This is a genomic window from Nocardiopsis sp. CA-288880, from assembly GCF_050955985.1.
GTDB classification, from domain to species: Bacteria; Actinomycetota; Actinomycetes; order Streptosporangiales; family Streptosporangiaceae; genus Nocardiopsis; species Nocardiopsis tropica.
The window spans coordinates 7,138,766-7,155,202 of the sequence record NZ_CP192105.1; the positions used below are offsets into that span (position 1 = coordinate 7,138,766).

Sequence of the window (16,437 nt, forward strand, 5' to 3'; positions counted from 1 at the left end):
GGCGGCCTCCCCCGGTCACCCGGCGTCGGCCCCGTCCGGGCCGGGGAGGCCCGCGGGCGTCCCGCGTCCGAGGGGTTCAGCCCTCCAGGGTCTCCAGGTAGGCGAGCCAGCCCCCGTGGCGGCTGATGTCCTCCGCCCCCTCGGCCGCCGCCGGGTCGCACCCGAAGCCGACCACCGCACGCCCGTCGGCCAGCGTGACGGAGCCCAGGGACATGGGAGCGGGAAGCCCGGCCAGGAACGCCCCGAGGCCCGCCGGGGAGATCCGCCAGACCTCGCAGCGCACCGACGCCCCTCCCTCCGCCACGCGGAGCAGACCGGGCTTGGGGGGCGAGGTGGGCAGGGCGACCATCCTGTAGTCGGCGCTGGTCGCGTCCTCCGCGACGAACCGCGCGCCCGCGTCCGTGAGCTGGTGGTGGAGCGGCTGCCCGCGCAGGTGGGCGCCGAACACCGCCAGTTCCGCCCCGGGGCCCGGAAGGGCCCCTCCCCGCTCCTCCCCGGTGATGTCGGCCGCCAGGTCCAGGGCCACCTGGTCCTCGAACGCCCGGGTGACGAGGCTGACCCCGAACGGGCGCCCGTCGGCGGTCCCCGCCGGGACCGCCACCGCCGCCATGTCGAGCAGGTTCACGAAGTTCGTGTAGGTGCCCAGGCGCGAGTTCGCGCCGACCGGGTCCGCGGCGACCTCCGCGAGCGTGGGGTGGCCGACCGTGGTGGGGAGGAGCAGGGCGTCGAAGCCGGCCAGGAGCGCACGGGCGGTCGCCCGGTAAGCGGCCAGCCGGTGCTGGTCGGCGGCGAGGGCGTGGGCGGGGACGTCCCCCGCGGCCAGGATGATCCCGGCGACGGTGGGGTCGGCGCCCTCGGGGTGCCCGGCCAGGAACCCGCCGACGGCGGCGTGGCGCTCCGCGACGAGCGCGCCCTCGTAGAGCAGGCGGGCGGCCTCCAGCAGCGGCGACACGTCCACCTCCACGACCTCCGTCCCGGCCGCGCCCAGGACGTCCGCGGCGGCGCGGAAGGCGGCGCGCTCCGCCTCTCCGAGCGGGGCGAGCCCCTCGGCCGTCGGCACCGCCACCCGCCCGGCCCCGCGCGGGGCGAGCCGCACGTCGGCGGGCCAGTCCCGGCTGAAGGGGTCCCCGGCGTCGGGCCCGGCCATCACGGCCAGGGCCGCTCGCGCCGGGGCCAGGCCGCGGGAGAACACGGTGACGCAGTCGTAGGGGCGCGCGGCCGGGACCACCCCCGTCGACGGCACCAGGCCGAGCGTGGGCTTGAGGCCGACCAGGCCGTGCAGGGCGGCGGGCACGCGCCCCGAGCCGGCCGTGTCGGTGCCCAGGGCGATGTCGGCGATCCCGAGTGCCACGGCCACGGCGGACCCGGAGCTGGATCCGCCGGAGACCCGTTCGGGGTCGAAGGCGTTGCGGACCGCGCCGTAGGGGCTGCGCGTGCCGACCAGCCCGGTGGCGAACTGGTCGAGGTTGGTCTTGCCGAGCACGATCGCGCCGGCGTCCACGAGCCTGCGCACGGCCGGCGCGCTCGCCTCCGGCGTGTAGGCGTAGCCGGGGTGGCCGGCGGTGGTGGGCAGGCCGGCCACGTCGATGTTGTCCTTGACCGCGAGGAGCGTCCCCGCCAGCGGCAGGTCCTCGCCCGACGCGAGGCGCCCCTCCAGCGCCTCGGCCTCGGCGGCCGTCTCCCGCTCGGGGCGCAGGGTGATCCATACCTCGGGCCGGTCGGCCCCGGCGATCCGCCGGTAGGCGGAGCGGACGCGGTCGGTGGGGTGGGGCATCAGGCGGGCTCTCCTTGCGTGATGACGGCCAGGGCGCTCCCCGGGTCGAGGTGCTGGCCCGGTGTGACGAGGATGTCCGAGATCCTTCCCGCGCGGGGCGCGCGGACCACGACCTCCAGCTTCATGGCTTCGAGGCGGACCAGGGGCTGGCCCTCCTCCACCGTGTCGCCCGGGGCGGCGTCGACCTTCCAGACGGAGGCGGCCAGGGGCGCCTCGACCAGGACCGCGCCGGGCGGCAGGTCGGGCACGGCGGGGGCGACGGGGTCGGGTTCGGGCCGGTCCTCGAACTCCCCCGCGGCCTCCCAGGCCCGGCGCTCGGCCTCGAACGCCGCCGCCTGGCGGCGCTCGAACGCCCGGATGGACCCGGCGTTCTCGTCGAGGAACCGCTCGTGGTCGGCGAGGACGAACTCGCCCTCGCCGATGTCGAGCGCGTGGCGCCCGGCGAGCAGGTCGGCGCGGACGTCGAGGAGCTCCTCGTGGCCGACCGGGTACCAGCTGATCCGGTCGAAGAAGCGCAGGAGCCAGGGCGTCCCCGGCTCGAACGGCCCGTACTGGCGCAGACCCGACCAGATGGGGACGGTGCGGCCGATGAGCTGGTAGCCGCCCGGGCTCTCCATGCCGTACACGCACAGGTAGGCGCCGCCGATGCCGACCCCCGCCTCGGGGGTCCACGTGCGCGCGGGGCTGTACTTGGTGGTGACGAGCCGGTGCCTGGGGTCGAGCGGGGTGGCGGCCGGCGCGCCCAGGTACACGTCGCCCAGCCCCAGGACCAGGTAGGAGGCGTCGAAGACGATGTCGCGGACCTGGTCGACCGAGTCGAGGCCGTTGACGCGCCGGATGAACTCGATGTTGTCGGGGTTCCAGGGGGCGTCGTCGCGCACCCCCGTGCGGTAGCGGGCGACGGCCTCGTGGACGGACGGGTCGTCGAAGGACAGGGGCAGGCGCAGGGTCCGGCTGGGCACCCTCAGCCGGGAGGTGGGCGGCAGCCCGTCCTCGATCTCCCTGAGGAGGCCGAGGAGGGTGCGCAGCGGGAGCACCGCCGGGTCGGTGTGCAGGTGCAGGGAGCGCACCCCGGGCGTGACGTCCACGATCCCGGCGGGCGCGGCCAGGTCCAGGGCGGCCATGAGGGCGTGGACGCGCAGGCGCAGGCCCAGGTCGAGCTCCATGGGCCCGTACTCGACCAGGACGTTGTCGTGGCCGCCGCGCCGGTAGGTGACCCCGGGTCGGCCGTCGCCCTCCGGGACGCGGGCGAGGACGCCGTCGTCGCCGTCGGAGCCGGTGGCACGCAGGAGCGGGGCGGCGGCGGGCTCGAAGTGCAGCCGCTCGGCCGCGGCCTCGGTGACCGGGTGGAACCGGACGGTGTCGCCGGGGCGGAGCTGTCCGACCTTCCAGCGGGAGCCGGAGACCACCGTGACCGGGCAGACGAACCCGCCCAGGCTGGGCCCGTCGGGACCGAGGAGCACGGGGGTGTCGCCGGAGAGGTTGACGGCGCCGACGGAGTAGGCGGTGTCGTGGACGTTGGAGGGGTGCAGGCCCGCCTGGCCGCCGTCCGGTCGGGCCCAGGACTGCTTGGGGCCGGAGAGCCGGACGCCGTTGCGGGCGGACTGGGGGTGCACCTTCCAGTCGGTGGCGTAGAAGGCGTCCAGGCCCTCGCGGGTCAGGAACTCGGGGGCGGCGTGCGGCCCCTCGGACACCTCCACGTCCCAGTGCGCGTTCCCTCCCCTCCGGACCCCGAAGCCGGGACGGTCGGCCTCCGGGACCGGACGGGCCTCCGGCGCTCCCGCCGGGACGGGCGCGGGGCGCAGGACGTCGCCCGGCAGCAGGGCGCGGCCGCTGTGGCCGCCGTACTCCCCCGCGGTGAACGTGGACGCGCTGCCCAGGTACTCGGGCACGTCCAGCCCCCCTCTGAACAGCACGTACGTGCGCATGCCGGGGCCGCGTGCGGGGCCCACCGCGAGCACGCCGCCGGCGGGGACCTCCACCGGCTCCCACCGGGCGACCGGCGCCCCGTCCAGGGTGACGTCGGCGGGCGCCCCGGTGACGCACACGGTGGCCGGGGCGGAGAACCGCAGGGTGGGGCCCTCGATGGTGCACTCCAGGCCGGGCGCCCCCTCCGGGTTGCCCAGGGCGCGGTTGCCCAGCCGCAGCGACAGGTCGTCCATGGCCCCCGAGGGCGGGACGCCGACCTGCCAGTAGCCCGTGCGGCCGGGGAAGTCCTGGACGGTGGTGAGGGTTCCGGCCCGCTCCACCTCGATGCGGGGCTCCGGGTCGCCGACCTCCGCACAGGTGGCCGTGGTGTGCGCGACCGCGCGGACGCCGGGGTGCCCGGCCAGGGCGCGCAGCAGGCCCAGGTTGGTCTGGAGCCCGTCGACGCGCACCTCCGCGAGGGCGCGGCCGAGCCGGGCGAGGGCGTCGGCGCGGTCGACGCCGCGCACGACGACCTTGGCGAGCATGGGGTCGTAGTCGCTGGTGACGCGCTGGCCCGGCTCGATCCAGCCGTCCACCCGCACCCCGGGAGGGGTCTCGAAGCGGGTGACGAGCCCGGAGCTGGGCCGGAAGCCGTGGGCGGGGTCCTCCGCGTAGACGCGGGCCTCGACGGCGTGCCCGGTGCGCGGCGGCCCCTCCGGGGGCACGTCCGCGAGGACGTCCTCCCCCCGGGCCAGGCGCAGCATCCACGCGACCAGGTCGACGCCGGTGATCTCCTCGGTCACGGGGTGCTCGACCTGGAGCCGGGTGTTGACCTCCAGGAAGGAGGCCTCGCCCCGCTCGGTGTCGTAGACGAACTCCACCGTCCCGGCGCTGCGGTAGGAGACGCCCGCGCACAGCTCGCGGGCGGTGCGGTGGAGCTCGGCGCGCAGGGCGTCGGGGAGGTCCGGCGCGGGGGCCTCCTCCACGACCTTCTGGTTGCGGCGCTGGAGGGAGCAGTCGCGGTCCCCCAGGGTGACGACGTTGCCGCGGCCGTCGCCGAACACCTGGACCTCGACGTGGCGGGCGCGGGACACGAACCGCTCCACGAACACGCCGCCGCCGCCGAAGTGGGTGGCGGCCGTCCGGCCGACCTCGTCGAAGGCGGCGCGCAGGGCCTCCTCGTCGGCGCAGGGGCGCAGGCCGATCCCGCCGCCGCCCGAGGTGGACTTGAGGATGACCGGGTAGCCGATGCGCTCCGCCGCCGCGGCCGCCTGCTCCACGTCGGGCAGGGTCTCGCTGCCGGCGACCATGGGCAGGCCGGCGGCGGCCGCGGCCTTGCGGGCGGTGTGCTTGTCCCCGAACTCCTCCAGGTGGCGGGGCTCGGGACCGACGAACACCAGCCCGGCGGCCTCGACGGCGTGGGCGAACGCGGCGCTCTCCGACAGGAAGCCGTAGCCGGGGTGGACGGCCCCGGCCCCGGTCGCCGCGGCCGCCGCCAGGACGCGTCCGGCGTCGAGGTAGCTCTCGGCGGCCGGGGCCGGCCCGAGCCGCACGGCCTCGTCGGCGAGCCGGGTGTGCGGGGCGCCCGCGTCGGCGTCGGAGTACACCGCGACGGTGCGCAGGCCGAGTTCGCGGGCGGAGCGGATGATACGGCAGGCGATCTCGCCCCGGTTGGCGACGAGCACGGAGTCGAACACGCTGGCTCTCCTTGGTCCGGTGGTCTGTGCGGCGGTGGCGGGCGCGTCCGGGCGCGCGGACGCCGGGTCAGAGGGCGTCGGAGTGGAGCGCCATCTGTGTCAGCGCGCGGCGGGCGCGCTCCAGGACGACCTCCATGGACGCGCCGACGTGCTCGTGCATGGCGCGGTAGGCGGAGTCGAGTTCGCCCGCGAGGAGGTGTTCGGTGATCCGGATGTGCTCGGTGACGGTGGAGGTGATCCGGTCGGCGGTGAGGAAGTCGTACATGCGGACCCGGCGGATGCGCCGGTTGACGGAGACGAGGGAGTCGGTGAGGGCGCGGTTGCCGGAGGCGCGGGAGACGGCGGCGTGGAACTCCTCGTCGAGGAGGACGAAGGAGGGGTCGGGCTCGGGGACGTCGGCGCGGAGCTTCTCCCACCGCTCCAGTTCGGCGCGGAGGACGCCGGGGTCGTGCCGGACGGAGGGGTCCTCCATCGCGCGGGAGATGCCGCGGAGTTCGAGGGTGACCCGGAGCTCGTAGAGGTCGCGGAGCTCGGCGAGGTTGGGGACGGTGGCGTAGAAGCCGTTCTCGCGCCGCTCCACCAGGCCGTCGGAGTGCAGGCGGGCCAGCGCCTCGCGCACGGGGGTGCGGGAGACGCCGAAGAGCTCGGCGAGCCGTACCTCGCCCAGCCGGACGCGGGGCGCGATCCGCCCGCTCAGGACCTCCTCGCGCAACAGGGCGTAGACGCGGTCCCGGCGCGAGGTGGCGGTGGCGGCCGCCTGATCCCCCGCCGGCCGCACGCCGTCCCCGGGCGGCGCATCCGGGGCGGGCCCCGCCTCTGTATACATCGGTGTGTCCATGGGGCCCGACGCTAGGAAGGGCGTGTTTCGGCGGCCCTGCCTCCCCGTGAAGCCTGGGTTTCCCCGTGTTTCCGTGTGTTTCGCACCGGTATGCGGGGGGTGCGGGGCGGGGCGGGGGCCGCGGTCGGGGCGGCGCGGTCAGCGCGGGGCCGACGGCGTCCGGGGCGGGCGCGGGAGCCGTTCCGACCGGTGGGCCGCGGCCCCGGGCCCCGGACCGGACGGCGTTCCCGCAGGTACACCCGTGTCCCGCACCGGCGCACCGTCCCCGGACGCCGCCCGGGCTGTCTAAGCTGCATCCATGCATCCGATGGGACCGAACCGGCGCACCGTGCTGCTCGGCGCGGCGGGGGCCGCCGTCGCCGCGGCCGTGGGCGGCTGCTCCCGCGGCCCCGAGTACGGGCTCTCCGAGCTGGTCGTCGCCACGGGGCCGCCCGGCGCGGTCTTCCGGGAGATCGGCGCGAAGTTCGCCGTCCTGCTCCAGGAGGTCCTGACGGAGCTGGAGGTGAGGACAGTGCAGACCGGCGCCTCCCTCGACAACCTGTACCTCCTGGACGAGGGCGCGGCCGACCTCGGTTTCGCCAGCCTCGACGCGGTGCTCTCGTACGAGGCCGACACCGGCGAGGGCGCCCGGCTCAACGCCGTCGGACGCCTCTACGACAGCTTCGTCCACCTGGTCGTCCTCGACGGCTCGCCCGTGCGCGAGCTCTCCGACCTGGACGGCCTGCGCGTGTCCGTGGGCTCGGTCAACTCCGGCACCGGGTTCACGGTCGCCGAGATCCTGGAGGAGACCGGCCTGGCCGTGGAGACCGTCCGGCTCGACCAGGCCGCCTCCGCCGACGCCCTGGCGTCGGGGGAGATCGACGCCATGTTCTCGCTGACCGGGCTGCCGACCCCGGCCGTCGCCGAGCTCGCCGACAAGCACGCGGTACGGCTGATCGACCTGGCGGACACGGCCGACGTGATGGCCGACGCCTACCCGGAGGCCTACTTCCCGGCGACGCTGCCCGCGACCACCTACTCCGGGGTCCCGGCCTGCCCGACCATGTCCATCCCCAACCTGCTCCTGTGCCGGGCCGACCTGGACGACGCCCTGGCGTACCGGGTCACCGACACCGTCTACCGCGGCCAGGCGCGGCTGGCGGCCCAGCGCCCGGAGGCCGCGCAGATCAACGTGCGCACGGGCATCTCCACCGGTGTCGTGCCCCTGCACCCAGGTTCCGAGCGCTGGTACCGGGACAACAAGCCCGCCTGAGGCGGCGCAGGGCCCTCGCCGGGCAGGTCAGTCCCCGGAGCCGCGCACCGGCGGCAGCGTGATCACCACGCCGAACCCGCGGCGCTCCCCTCGGGGCAGGCCCGTGCCCAGGGTGAGCCGCCCCCCGGCCTCCCGTACCAGGTCTGCGGCGATCGCCAGGCCCAGGCCGGTGCCCTCGGTGTTCTGGTGCCGCGGCGAGCGCCAGAACCGGTCCAGGGCCGCCGTGTACTGCTCCTCCGGCAGGCCCTCGCCGTCGTCCAGGACGCTGATGCGCACCGGGTCCCCCCGGTCGGCCTCCACCACCACGCGGGTGCCGCCCGACAGGCGCAGGGCGTTGCTGACCAGTTCGTCGAGGATGCTGCCCAGCCCGCCCGCCGGGGCGTACGCCCGGACCCCGGCGGGGACACGGGTGGTGACGGAGACGCCCCGGGCCTCGCCCAGCGCCCTCCAGCGCTCCACCCGGCTCTCCAGGACCTCGGCGACCTCCACGGCCTCCGTCCCGGTGACGCTCTCCAGGCGGGTCGCGGCCAGCAGGGAGTTGAGCATCCTGTGCATGACGGTCGCCTCGTCGACGGCGATCTCGTGGGCCTCCCTGGCCTCGGGGGTCTCCAGGTGCGGCGCGAGGTTCTCCACGGCCAGCCGCAGGCTGGCCAGGGGGTTGCGCAGCTGGTGGGAGGCCTCGGAGACGAACGCGCGCTGGCGGTCCAGGGCCCTGCGCACGACGTCCACCATCGTGTTGAACGACTCCGTGAGGCGGCGCAGCTCCGGGGGGCCGCGCTCGGCGTCCACGTGCACGTCGAGGTCGCCCGAGGCGACCGAGGTCGTGGCGGCGTCCAGCCTGCGGATGGGCCGCAGCACCCAGCGGGACAGCGGCAGCGACGCGGTCGCCAGCACCGTCAGCGGCACGACGCTGAGCAGGCCGAGCAGGCCCCAGACCTGGAGGATGTCGGAGCCGAGCTCCCGGGTCGGGGCGACCACCACCACGGCGCCCGCGACCTCGCTGTCGCGGCCGATGGGCTCGGCGACCACCAGCGGATCGGGGTTCCACGGCCACGCGGTGGTCGGCGGCGCGGGGCGCTCGCCGGCCATCGCGGCGTCGACGGCCCCCGGGTCGGGGATCCCGTCGAGGACGTCGCGCATGCGGTGCCGGTCCCCGGAGCCGGTGACGATCTGCCCGTCGGGCGCGACCACGAGGGCCGGGATGGCGTACAGCTCCTCGTAGTGGGCCATCTCCTGGGCGAGGGGGTCGAGCCGGTCGGTCTCCAGGGCGGTGCGGGCCAGGGCGGCGAACCTCCCCGCGTCGCCCAGCCTGTCGACGTACACCTCCTGTGTCCGCTGCTGGGCGATGACCGTGCCCAGGGGGACGAACACCGCGGCGACGATCACGAACGCGACCGGGAGCAGGAGGGCCAGCAGGCGCCGCAGCAACGGTCAGGCCCCGTCGAGGAGGTAGCCGACGCCGCGCACGGTGCGGATGCGCACGGCGCGGCCGACCTTGGCGCGCAGGGAGGCGATGTGGGTGTCGAGGGTCCTGGAGGAGGTCTCCCAGGCGTCGCCCCACACCTGGTCGAGGATCTGGTCGCGGGCGACGACCGAGGGGGAGCGGGAGGCCAGCAGGGAGAGCAGGTCGAACTCCTTGCGGGTCAGCCGGAGCGTCCGCCCGTCGGCGCTGGCCTCGCGGGAGTCGGGGTCGACCGTGAGCGCGCCGACCGTGAGCGGGGGCTCCGCCTCGGCGGCCTCGGCCCGCGCCGGGCGGGTGCGCCGGAGGACGGCGTCGATCCGGGCGAGGAGTTCGGCCACGCCGAAGGGCTTGACCACGTAGTCGTCGGCGCCGGCGCGCAGCCCGCGGACCCGGTCGCGTTCCTCGCTCCGCGCGGTGACGGCGATGACGGCGGTCTGGGGCCGCTCGCGGAGCTTGCGCAGCAGGTCGATGCCGTCGGCGTCGGGGAGGCCGAGGTCGAGCAGGACGACGTCGGCGGGCGGGGCGGTGAGCGCGCGCTCCGCGGTGGCGACCCGCTGGACGTCGAAGGACGCGGACCGCAGGGCCGTCACCAGGCCGCGGGCGACCCGGTCGTCGTCCTCCACCACGAGAATGCGCATGTCCAGCATGGTAGGCAGTGTTGCGGACCCCCGCTGACGACGGCACTCGGTCAGGGCTTCCGGAAGGGCCCGGGGTCGCTCCCCTCCCGGACACGGTCCCGGACGGAGGAGCGGACCGCCCTCTCCGGCCAGGGGTCCGCGGGCGGGCTCGCGGGGCGCTGCGCGGCGGCGTGGTGGTGGACGGTGACGCTCCCGATGCGGCCGGCGTTCACCGCCACGCCGCCGTGGACGCCACCGCCGATGGAATTGTGCGTTTCGCCCTGGTCCACGTCGATCCCCTCCCTCGCTCTCGGGACAGCCTAGAAGAGCGCAAAGGCCGTCGCTTCTCCGGAGAAGTCGGGAACCGTCCGCGGTACGACCGCGACCACAATGGATTACCTGCGGAAACCTCCCTTCGGTCCGCCTTCGCGAAGTTCTCCCTATAGGTCCCGGTACGTCCCTCCGCTTTCCAGCGGTCAAGGGCTTCGCCATCGTCGGACCGCGGTCCCGGCTCTTTCGCTCCCAAGGTCACTTTGGGGCTGCTGAGAGCTGGTGCGTTTCGGGCGGATCCACCGAAAACGCTTTACCATCTGCCACTCGACGTCGCCGATGACGCCGGGACACAGGGGACTCCGGGGAAAGAAGCACCCGGACTGAGCAGCGGACTTCCCCGATCCTCTCCACAGATCCCCCGGCGGCGTTCCCCCGGGCGAACGGGAAACATGCCGCAAGCATCAGTTTATGAACAGTCCGAGGATGACTGCATCGGGACAACATGATCAGTACCCCAGTGGGCATGTACAAGTGGGTTCGAAAGTCAGCAGAATATATGGGAGAGCCGAAGTCGGACCCGACCGGACTTACAGGGCCGCACGGGAAACAGGAGCGACCAATGGTGGAACCGGAAGAATCGAGGCCGCCGCGTGCGTAGAAACAACCAGGAAAGACAGCCCGGACAGGAGCTCTCGTGAAGGGCTTGGGACGGGGGCCCGGGCGATGGCGCACGTCGAGTTACAGCGGCGGCGGTACCAACTCGTGCGTCGAGGCGGTCATGAGCGCGCCCGCCGCGGTCGGGATCCGCGACTCCACGCACCGCGACCACGCGGAGCTCGCCCTGCCCGCGCACCAGTGGGTCGCGCTGCTCCGACTCGCGGACCGCGCCTGAGCGGGCGTGGTCCGGGGCCGGCCCCGGACCACCGCGGTCACATCTGTGCGAGGTAGATGTCCGCGTCCCCGCGCACGCTCTTGCGGATGCTCAGCGTCGCGGGGTGGTCGGCGCCCATGGCCTCCCGGTACATGTCCTCCACCTCGATGAACTCCGGGTCGACGTCCTCGCCCTGGGCCCTGCGGTCCACGAGCAGGTTGCGCCGGGCCAGGAGGGTCAGCGGGTGCCTCGCCCCCAGTTCCCTGGTGCACGCGGCCAGGGCCTCCTCGTCCAGCTCCCGGGCCCCCACCACGTCCCCGGTGAGGAAGTGGTCGTTGGCCAGGTTGACCAGGCAGGAGAGGGCGCTGGGGTGGTGCCCGCCGATCCGCTCCCGGAACAGCGCCAGGGCGCCCTCGTCCAGCTCGCGCGCCTCGGCGACCCGGCCGAGGCGGCGCAGGATGATCGCCTGGTTGATGTTCGCGGCCCCGACGTAGGGGTGCTGGTCGCCCAGCAGCTTGACGTAGCGCTCACCGGTGGTCTGCGCCAGCTCCAGTGCCTCGTCGTGCTGGTCGACCGCGCTCAGGGACATCGAGTGCACGAGCGCCGCGTACATGGTGTCGTTGCTGTCCGCGCCCTGCTTGATCCGGAAGCGCTGCCAGGCCTGCTCCGAGAGGGCGAACGCCTCCCTGTGCCTGCCGATCCGCCGCCGCATGACGGCCAGTGTCCGCACGTTGCTCAGGGTCCCGGGGTCGTCCTCGCCGAGCAGGCTGGTGGCCCGCTCGACCTGGTTGGTCTGGATCGCCTCCGCCTCCCGGTACAGGCCCCGCTCCATCAGGGCCTCCGCGTACCCGTTGTTGGTGCCGAGGGTGCGCCCGTGGTCGGGGCCGAAGACGATCTCCAGCCGGGTCAGGGTGTCGCGGTACTGCTCGGCCGAAGCCGCCGGGTCGCCGCTGAGGAGCAGGTTGAAGGCGCGGAAGTGGGCGGTGAGCAGGGTGTGGGGATCGTCCTCCCCGAAGAGGCGCACCCGGCGGTGGTAGGCGTCGGCGGCGGCGGCGAGCGAGTCCCGGAACCTGCCGACGAACCGCAGGCTGCGGATGTGCTCGATCTCCGCCTCCAGGGTCTCCGGGTCCTCCGGGTTCTGCTGCTCGCGCAGCGTGGCCAGGGTGGTCTCCCCCAGCTCGAGGGCCTCCGCCAGGTGGCCCTGGCCCCGCATCGCCACGGCGACCTGGACCGCCATCCCGAGGGTGGAGGGGTGCTCCTCCCCCAGGTGCTGTTTCCACCACGCCCACGCGGTGTCTCCCAGGCGGCGGGCGTCCTCGAACTCCTGGCGCAGCAGGGCGATCCGGCACATCTGGACCACCACGGCGCGGACCCACGGGTCCGCGCAGTCCCAGGCCTCGGACGCCCACACGTGCGGCAGCAGGTCGGTGAAGCGGCTGGAGTCGTTGGTCACGTCCTGGAGGTCGCTGCGGCCCAGCAGCTGGTGGGCGCAGTGGCGCATCTCCTCCCGCTCCGCCTCGTCCATGGGCGCCTGGACCGCCCGCTGCACGAGCCGGTGCAGGGAGATCGTGTTGCGCTGGTGGTCGATGTGGGCGAGGCTGTTGCGCCCGATGTCCCGGATGGCCATGCCGAGTTTGGCCGGGTCCTCCAGGGCCGTCCTCAGCTCCGCCGGGCCCTCGATGCCCCGCGCGTGGTTGAAGAGGGTGCGGGGGATGGGCGCCGTCGCCATGAACGAGCAGAGCTGGAGCAGCTGGAGCGCGGCCGGGTTGGTCATGGCCAGCCGGTCCAGGGACACGTTCCACGCGGCGGCGACCGCCACCGGGTACGTCCCGTCCGGGCGCAGCAGCGCGAGCATCTCCTCGCTCTTGTCCGCGAACTGGCGCAGGTACTCCTCGGTGGCCATGCCGCTCTCGTGCAGCCACACCGCCGCCTGGTTGAGCGCCAGGGGCAGGTCGCCCAGCTCGCGCGCCAGGGCGTCCGCCTCGTCGTCGGTGAGAGTGGCCGGACCGCGCCGCTTGAGGAGTTCGATGCTCTCCTTGCGCTCGAACTCCCGGACGGAGAGGAAGGCGTCACCCCCCGCCACGGTCCAGCTGTTGTCCCGAGAAGTGATGATCACGTGCCCCTCGCCCCCGACAGGAAGATACTGTTCCAGTTCGGCCCGGGCCTGCGCGTTGTCGTAGACGAGAAGCCAGCGCTGGAAGAGCCCGCCCTGGTGGAGCGCCGCGAGCACGTCCTCCACGACGTGCCCGCTGCCGGCGCCGACGCTGTCCAGCCTCAGACGGGACGCCAGCACGGAGAAGCTCTCGCGCAGCTGGTTGCCGTGGGCGGAGGGGATCCAGACGATGAGGTCGTATTCGGAGGCGTACCTGTGCAGGTACTCCTTCGCGAGCTCGGTCTTGCCCACCCCGGACATCCCGTTCAGCGCGGTGATGACCTGGCGCTGCCCCGTGAGGAGCTGTGCCCTCAGCGCGGAGAGCAGCTCCTCGCGTCCCGTGAAAGCACTGTTCTTACGGGGAACCTGCACCCAGACAGCACTCAGCGGCCGACCGCTGGTGGACGATCTGCCCGCGCGGCCGCTGTGAATGTCGCCAGAATCGTTCATTCTATCCCCAATTGACGGGTTTGTAGACATAAGCGGCTTTTCACCCGACCGATCAGAAAAGGGTGCGGTATTCCGTGTCTTCCGGTTATCGCTCTTGCTCGTTTGCGCAGATCCGGGAACCTTGGTCAATCCTAAACCAGACGGGGACGGGGCCCAGGTTTCCGGCGCAGAATGATCCCGGTATCCGTTTCGCCCGGCCGCTTCGGCATATTCCCTGATCGGTGCCGAATAGCGGCGTACGAGGGCCGCGCTCTCCACCGCCGGGAGCATGGACCGCACCCACGAGCGCGACGCCCCCGTGTTCGTCGGGGAGACCACGTGCTCGCCGCGGAGCATCCTCGCGAGGTCGCCGAACCAGGGGTCCACCCTCAGCAGGCGCTCCGCCGCCAGGCCCAGCATCCGGCGGATGTCGGACACCCGCCCTCCCCTGGCGAGGAGGGCCTTGCGGACCCCGTCGCGGAAGTCCCACCGGACCGCCCCGCGCTCGGCCGCGTCCCCCATCCGGACGAGCCCGCTGAAGAAGACCTCGGTCAGCTCGGACGGCGACGCCCGGCCCATCACGTCCTCGCACACGGCCTCCACGAGGCCCGGGTCCAGCGGGACGGCGGCCAGGGCCACGGCGAGGTCGAACGCCTCGGGGGTCGCCGCCCGCTGGAAGCGGCCCACCTCCCGTTCGGGGTCGAACTCCCCGTCGGCCCCGGCGTCGGGCGCCAGCACCGGTCCCGGCCGCCCGGGGAACTCGGCGGTGTGCGTCCACAGCCGCGCGCGGCCGCGGGCCATCACGAACGACGCCCAGTCGTGGAGCGCGGACGGCTTCAGCGGGAGCACCGGGACCAGCGTCCCGGCCGCGGGCTCGTCCTCGTCCGCGACCAGGTCGGCGAGCGTCCGCTCGCGCACGTACCGGGTGTTCGGCGCCCCGGCGGCGGCGGGCCAGGACGTGCCCAGCTCCGCGGGGACGGTGGCGATGGCGCCGCGCCTCCACAGCCGGGGGCTCAGGAGGTGCAGGATCGCCAGTGCGCCCTCACCGGCCGCGCCCGCCACCCACTCCTGGAATTCCCGGTCCCGCCAGGCCCCGCCGAGTCCGTCGGTGAGGATCAGGGTGACGTGCGCGCCGGTCGCCCGGCGTCCGCCGAGGCCGCGGCCCCGCCCGTTCGCGTCCCTCAGCTCCGGCGGCCCGGCCCGCTCGGAGTCGAAGTGCAGCGCGCGCACCGTCCGGAAGACCCCGCTGTCCCGGAGGAGCCCGGCGAACTCGCCCGCCGGACCGCGCTGGAAGAGCATGGTGACGCCCTCGTCGAGGAGGAGGGTGAGGTCCACCGCCCTCTCGTCGCGTGCCCGGAGCGCGGGCACGACGGGGACGCCGGCGCTCTCGCGCTCGCCGTCCGTCCAGTGGAGGCTGTCCAGCAGCGCGCGGGCGTACGCGCGCGCGGTGCCCTCCGGGTCGACCCGGTCGGGCTCGCCCCGGGGCACCTTGAGGTTGAACGGGGACAGGGCCGCGACGAACTCCTGCCGCCGTTCCAGGACGGGTTGGACGAACCCGGGCGACTCGGCCCCCTCCTCGGAGGGGGCCTGCTCTCGCCCGGAAGGGGCGTCCGGTGTCGGCACGCGCCCGTCCGGGGCCGCCGGGCGGTCCGCGCCGGGCGCGGGCGCGGGCTCCCGGGGCCGGCCCGCGACGGGGTCACCGGCCCGCTCCGGGACCGTGCCGGGAGGCCACGGGGACGGCGCCGGCCCGAAGTCGTGGCCCGTGTCGGCCACGAGCTCCTCCCGGCCCTCCCCGAGGCGATGCGCCCGCCGGGCCCGGCGGGCGCTCGCGTCCCACAGGGCCGCCAGGTGGATCGCGTCCGCCAGGTCGGTCGCGGTGAGCCCCGGCCCCCGGCGCGTGGACCCTTCCGCGTCGCCTGTCACCCGGGGTCGGTCGCTCCCCGGTCCACGCCCCGAACTCATCCCGGGCTTTCCGTGAGCCGGTGCCAGAGGAGCTCCGAGAGCTCCCGCACCTGGTCCCCCCCGGGTCCGGCCTGGTCGGGGCCGAGCGCGCCCACCAGGTGCACGGCGTTGAGCAGCTGGTCGATGGCGAGTTCGTGCCCGCTGCCGCTCCTCTCCAGGAACTCCGTCACCAGCGGGCGCGCCCCGGAGGGCAGGTCGCCCCCGAAGTGCCCCGCCACGGCGGCCAGCAGCTCCTGCTCGTCCGGGAGGCCCATCCGGACCGGGATGCACCGCCGCATGAAGGCGGGGGAGAGGTCGCGTCCGCTGTTGCAGGTGAGCACGGTGATGGGGAAGGCGGAGCAGAGCACCTCTCCGTGCGAGACCGGCACGGTGCGTCCGGGGTCGTCGGTGGCCACCTCGATCGCCGGCGCCACCCCGGCCAGCCTGGCCAGCTCGGGGATGCGGTAGCCGCCGTTCTCGAACAGGTCGAGCAGGTCTCCGGGGAGGTCGAAGTCGCCCAGGTCGAAGTCGTCGATCAGCAGGACGCGGGGCGCCCTCGTCGGCAGGAACGCGGTGCCCAGGGGGCCCAGGGCGAGGTAGCGGCTGATCGACTCCGCGCTGCTGCGCAGGTGCGCGTCGCCGTCCCCCGCGTAGCGCCGGTCCGGGGCCTGCCCGGTGGCCCGCCGGTGGGCGTTCTCCAGGTTGAGGTCGTGGATCTGGGTGAGCGGGTCGTAGGAGTACAGGCCGTCCCCGACGGTGCTCCTGCTGGTCACCGCCCAGCGCAGCGTCCTGCCCAGGTTGAGCTCGCGGGCGATCTGGTGGGCCAGGCTGGACTTGCCCACCCCGGGCGGCCCCGTGACCAGGAGCGGCCTGCGCAGGTGGATCGCCGCGTTGACCTTGTCCAGGAGGTGCTTGCGGTGGGGGCCGAGCGGGACCGTGCCGGGGCGCGGGTGCTGCGGGCCGAGGTGGCGCGCGCTCTCCGCCGTCGCGACGGCGTCCTCCCCCGGCTCCGCCGGCTCACCGGGTTCCCCCGGTGGAGCCGACGGTTCGTAGAAGGGGGACGTCGAACCGGAGTTCAACGCCCCGCCGTAGGTACGCCACTGCGGAGGCGGGGGTAACCGCGTCGCGAGGTCCAGATGCGCGCGCGGCTGACCAGTGCCGTGGAAGACCCACCACTCCGGTACGGAGTCGGTCGGCCCGGGTCCGGCGTGTGCGGTCATGGC

General features: G+C 74.5%; 10 protein-coding genes. 2 read left to right on the forward strand and 8 right to left on the reverse strand.

The window, feature by feature from the left end; genetic code table 11:
• Positions 1–76: 76 nt before the first annotated feature.
• The 3 genes from atzF to ACQPYD_RS30845 all read right to left on the reverse strand — a co-directional run bounded on the left by atzF (position 77) and on the right by ACQPYD_RS30845 (position 6,217).
• Positions 77–1,774, reverse strand: coding sequence for an allophanate hydrolase (gene atzF / locus ACQPYD_RS30835; protein WP_433698862.1), 1,698 nt, complete (start codon positions 1,772–1,774; stop codon positions 77–79).
• A complete protein-coding gene (gene uca, locus ACQPYD_RS30840; RefSeq protein ID WP_433698864.1) occupies positions 1,774–5,379 on the reverse strand; it encodes an urea carboxylase in 3,606 nt (1,201 codons plus the stop codon). Before uca ends, atzF begins: the two co-directional genes overlap by 1 nt.
• A 67-nt stretch (positions 5,380–5,446) precedes the next feature.
• Positions 5,447–6,217 (reverse strand): GntR family transcriptional regulator, encoded by a 771-nt coding sequence (locus ACQPYD_RS30845; RefSeq protein WP_433698866.1) that lies wholly within the window; start codon positions 6,215–6,217, stop codon positions 5,447–5,449.
• Positions 6,218–6,515: 298 nt separating this feature from the next.
• Between ACQPYD_RS30845 and ACQPYD_RS30850 the strand changes: the two genes are divergently transcribed.
• A complete protein-coding gene (locus ACQPYD_RS30850; protein WP_433698868.1) occupies positions 6,516–7,469 on the forward strand; it encodes a TAXI family TRAP transporter solute-binding subunit in 954 nt (317 codons plus the stop codon).
• Positions 7,470–7,496: 27 nt separating this feature from the next.
• Here the strand turns inward: ACQPYD_RS30850 and ACQPYD_RS30855 are convergent, their stop codons facing one another.
• The 3 genes from ACQPYD_RS30855 to ACQPYD_RS30865 are packed head-to-tail and all read right to left on the reverse strand — an operon-like array spanning position 7,497 to position 9,838.
• The gene (locus ACQPYD_RS30855) at positions 7,497–8,897 is read right to left on the reverse strand and encodes a HAMP domain-containing sensor histidine kinase (protein WP_433698869.1); all 1,401 of its coding nucleotides are present in this window, start codon (positions 8,895–8,897) and stop codon (positions 7,497–7,499) included.
• 3 nt (positions 8,898–8,900) lie between these two features.
• Positions 8,901–9,578, reverse strand: a complete 678-nt coding sequence (locus ACQPYD_RS30860) for a response regulator transcription factor (RefSeq protein ID WP_433698870.1) — start codon at positions 9,576–9,578, stop codon at positions 8,901–8,903.
• Between the two features lie 41 nt (positions 9,579–9,619).
• The gene (locus ACQPYD_RS30865; RefSeq protein ID WP_433698871.1) at positions 9,620–9,838 is read right to left on the reverse strand and encodes a hypothetical protein; all 219 of its coding nucleotides are present in this window, start codon (positions 9,836–9,838) and stop codon (positions 9,620–9,622) included.
• A gap of 677 nt (positions 9,839–10,515) precedes the next feature.
• Here ACQPYD_RS30865 and ACQPYD_RS30870 point away from each other — a divergent pair.
• A complete protein-coding gene (locus ACQPYD_RS30870; protein WP_267947044.1) occupies positions 10,516–10,713 on the forward strand; it encodes a DUF397 domain-containing protein in 198 nt (65 codons plus the stop codon).
• A 37-nt stretch (positions 10,714–10,750) separates the two neighbouring features.
• On the opposite strand, the gene fxsT is transcribed toward ACQPYD_RS30870, so the two are convergent.
• Together fxsT and ACQPYD_RS30880 are read right to left on the reverse strand one after the other, a co-directional pair.
• Positions 10,751–15,196 (reverse strand): FxSxx-COOH system tetratricopeptide repeat protein, encoded by a 4,446-nt coding sequence (gene fxsT / locus ACQPYD_RS30875; RefSeq protein ID WP_433698872.1) that lies wholly within the window; start codon positions 15,194–15,196, stop codon positions 10,751–10,753.
• 35 nt (positions 15,197–15,231) lie between these two features.
• On the reverse strand, positions 15,232–16,434 hold the full coding sequence (locus ACQPYD_RS30880; protein ID WP_433698874.1) for an AAA family ATPase: 1,203 nt from the start codon (positions 16,432–16,434) through the stop codon (positions 15,232–15,234).
• Between the last annotated feature and the right edge of the window lie 3 nt (positions 16,435–16,437).

Excerpts from the sequence above, each read along its gene's own strand:
- ACQPYD_RS30860 (WP_433698870.1), bottom strand. The coding sequence starts at position 9,578 with ATGCTGGACATGCGCATTCTCGTGGTGGAGGACGACGACCGGGTCGCC.
- atzF (WP_433698862.1), bottom strand. The coding sequence starts at position 1,774 with ATGCCCCACCCCACCGACCGCGTCCGCTCCGCCTACCGGCGGATCGCC.
- ACQPYD_RS30845 (WP_433698866.1), bottom strand. The coding sequence starts at position 6,217 with ATGGACACACCGATGTATACAGAGGCGGGGCCCGCCCCGGATGCGCCG.
- ACQPYD_RS30880 (WP_433698874.1), bottom strand. The coding sequence starts at position 16,434 with ATGACCGCACACGCCGGACCCGGGCCGACCGACTCCGTACCGGAGTGG.
- ACQPYD_RS30850 (WP_433698868.1), top strand. The coding sequence starts at position 6,516 with ATGCATCCGATGGGACCGAACCGGCGCACCGTGCTGCTCGGCGCGGCG.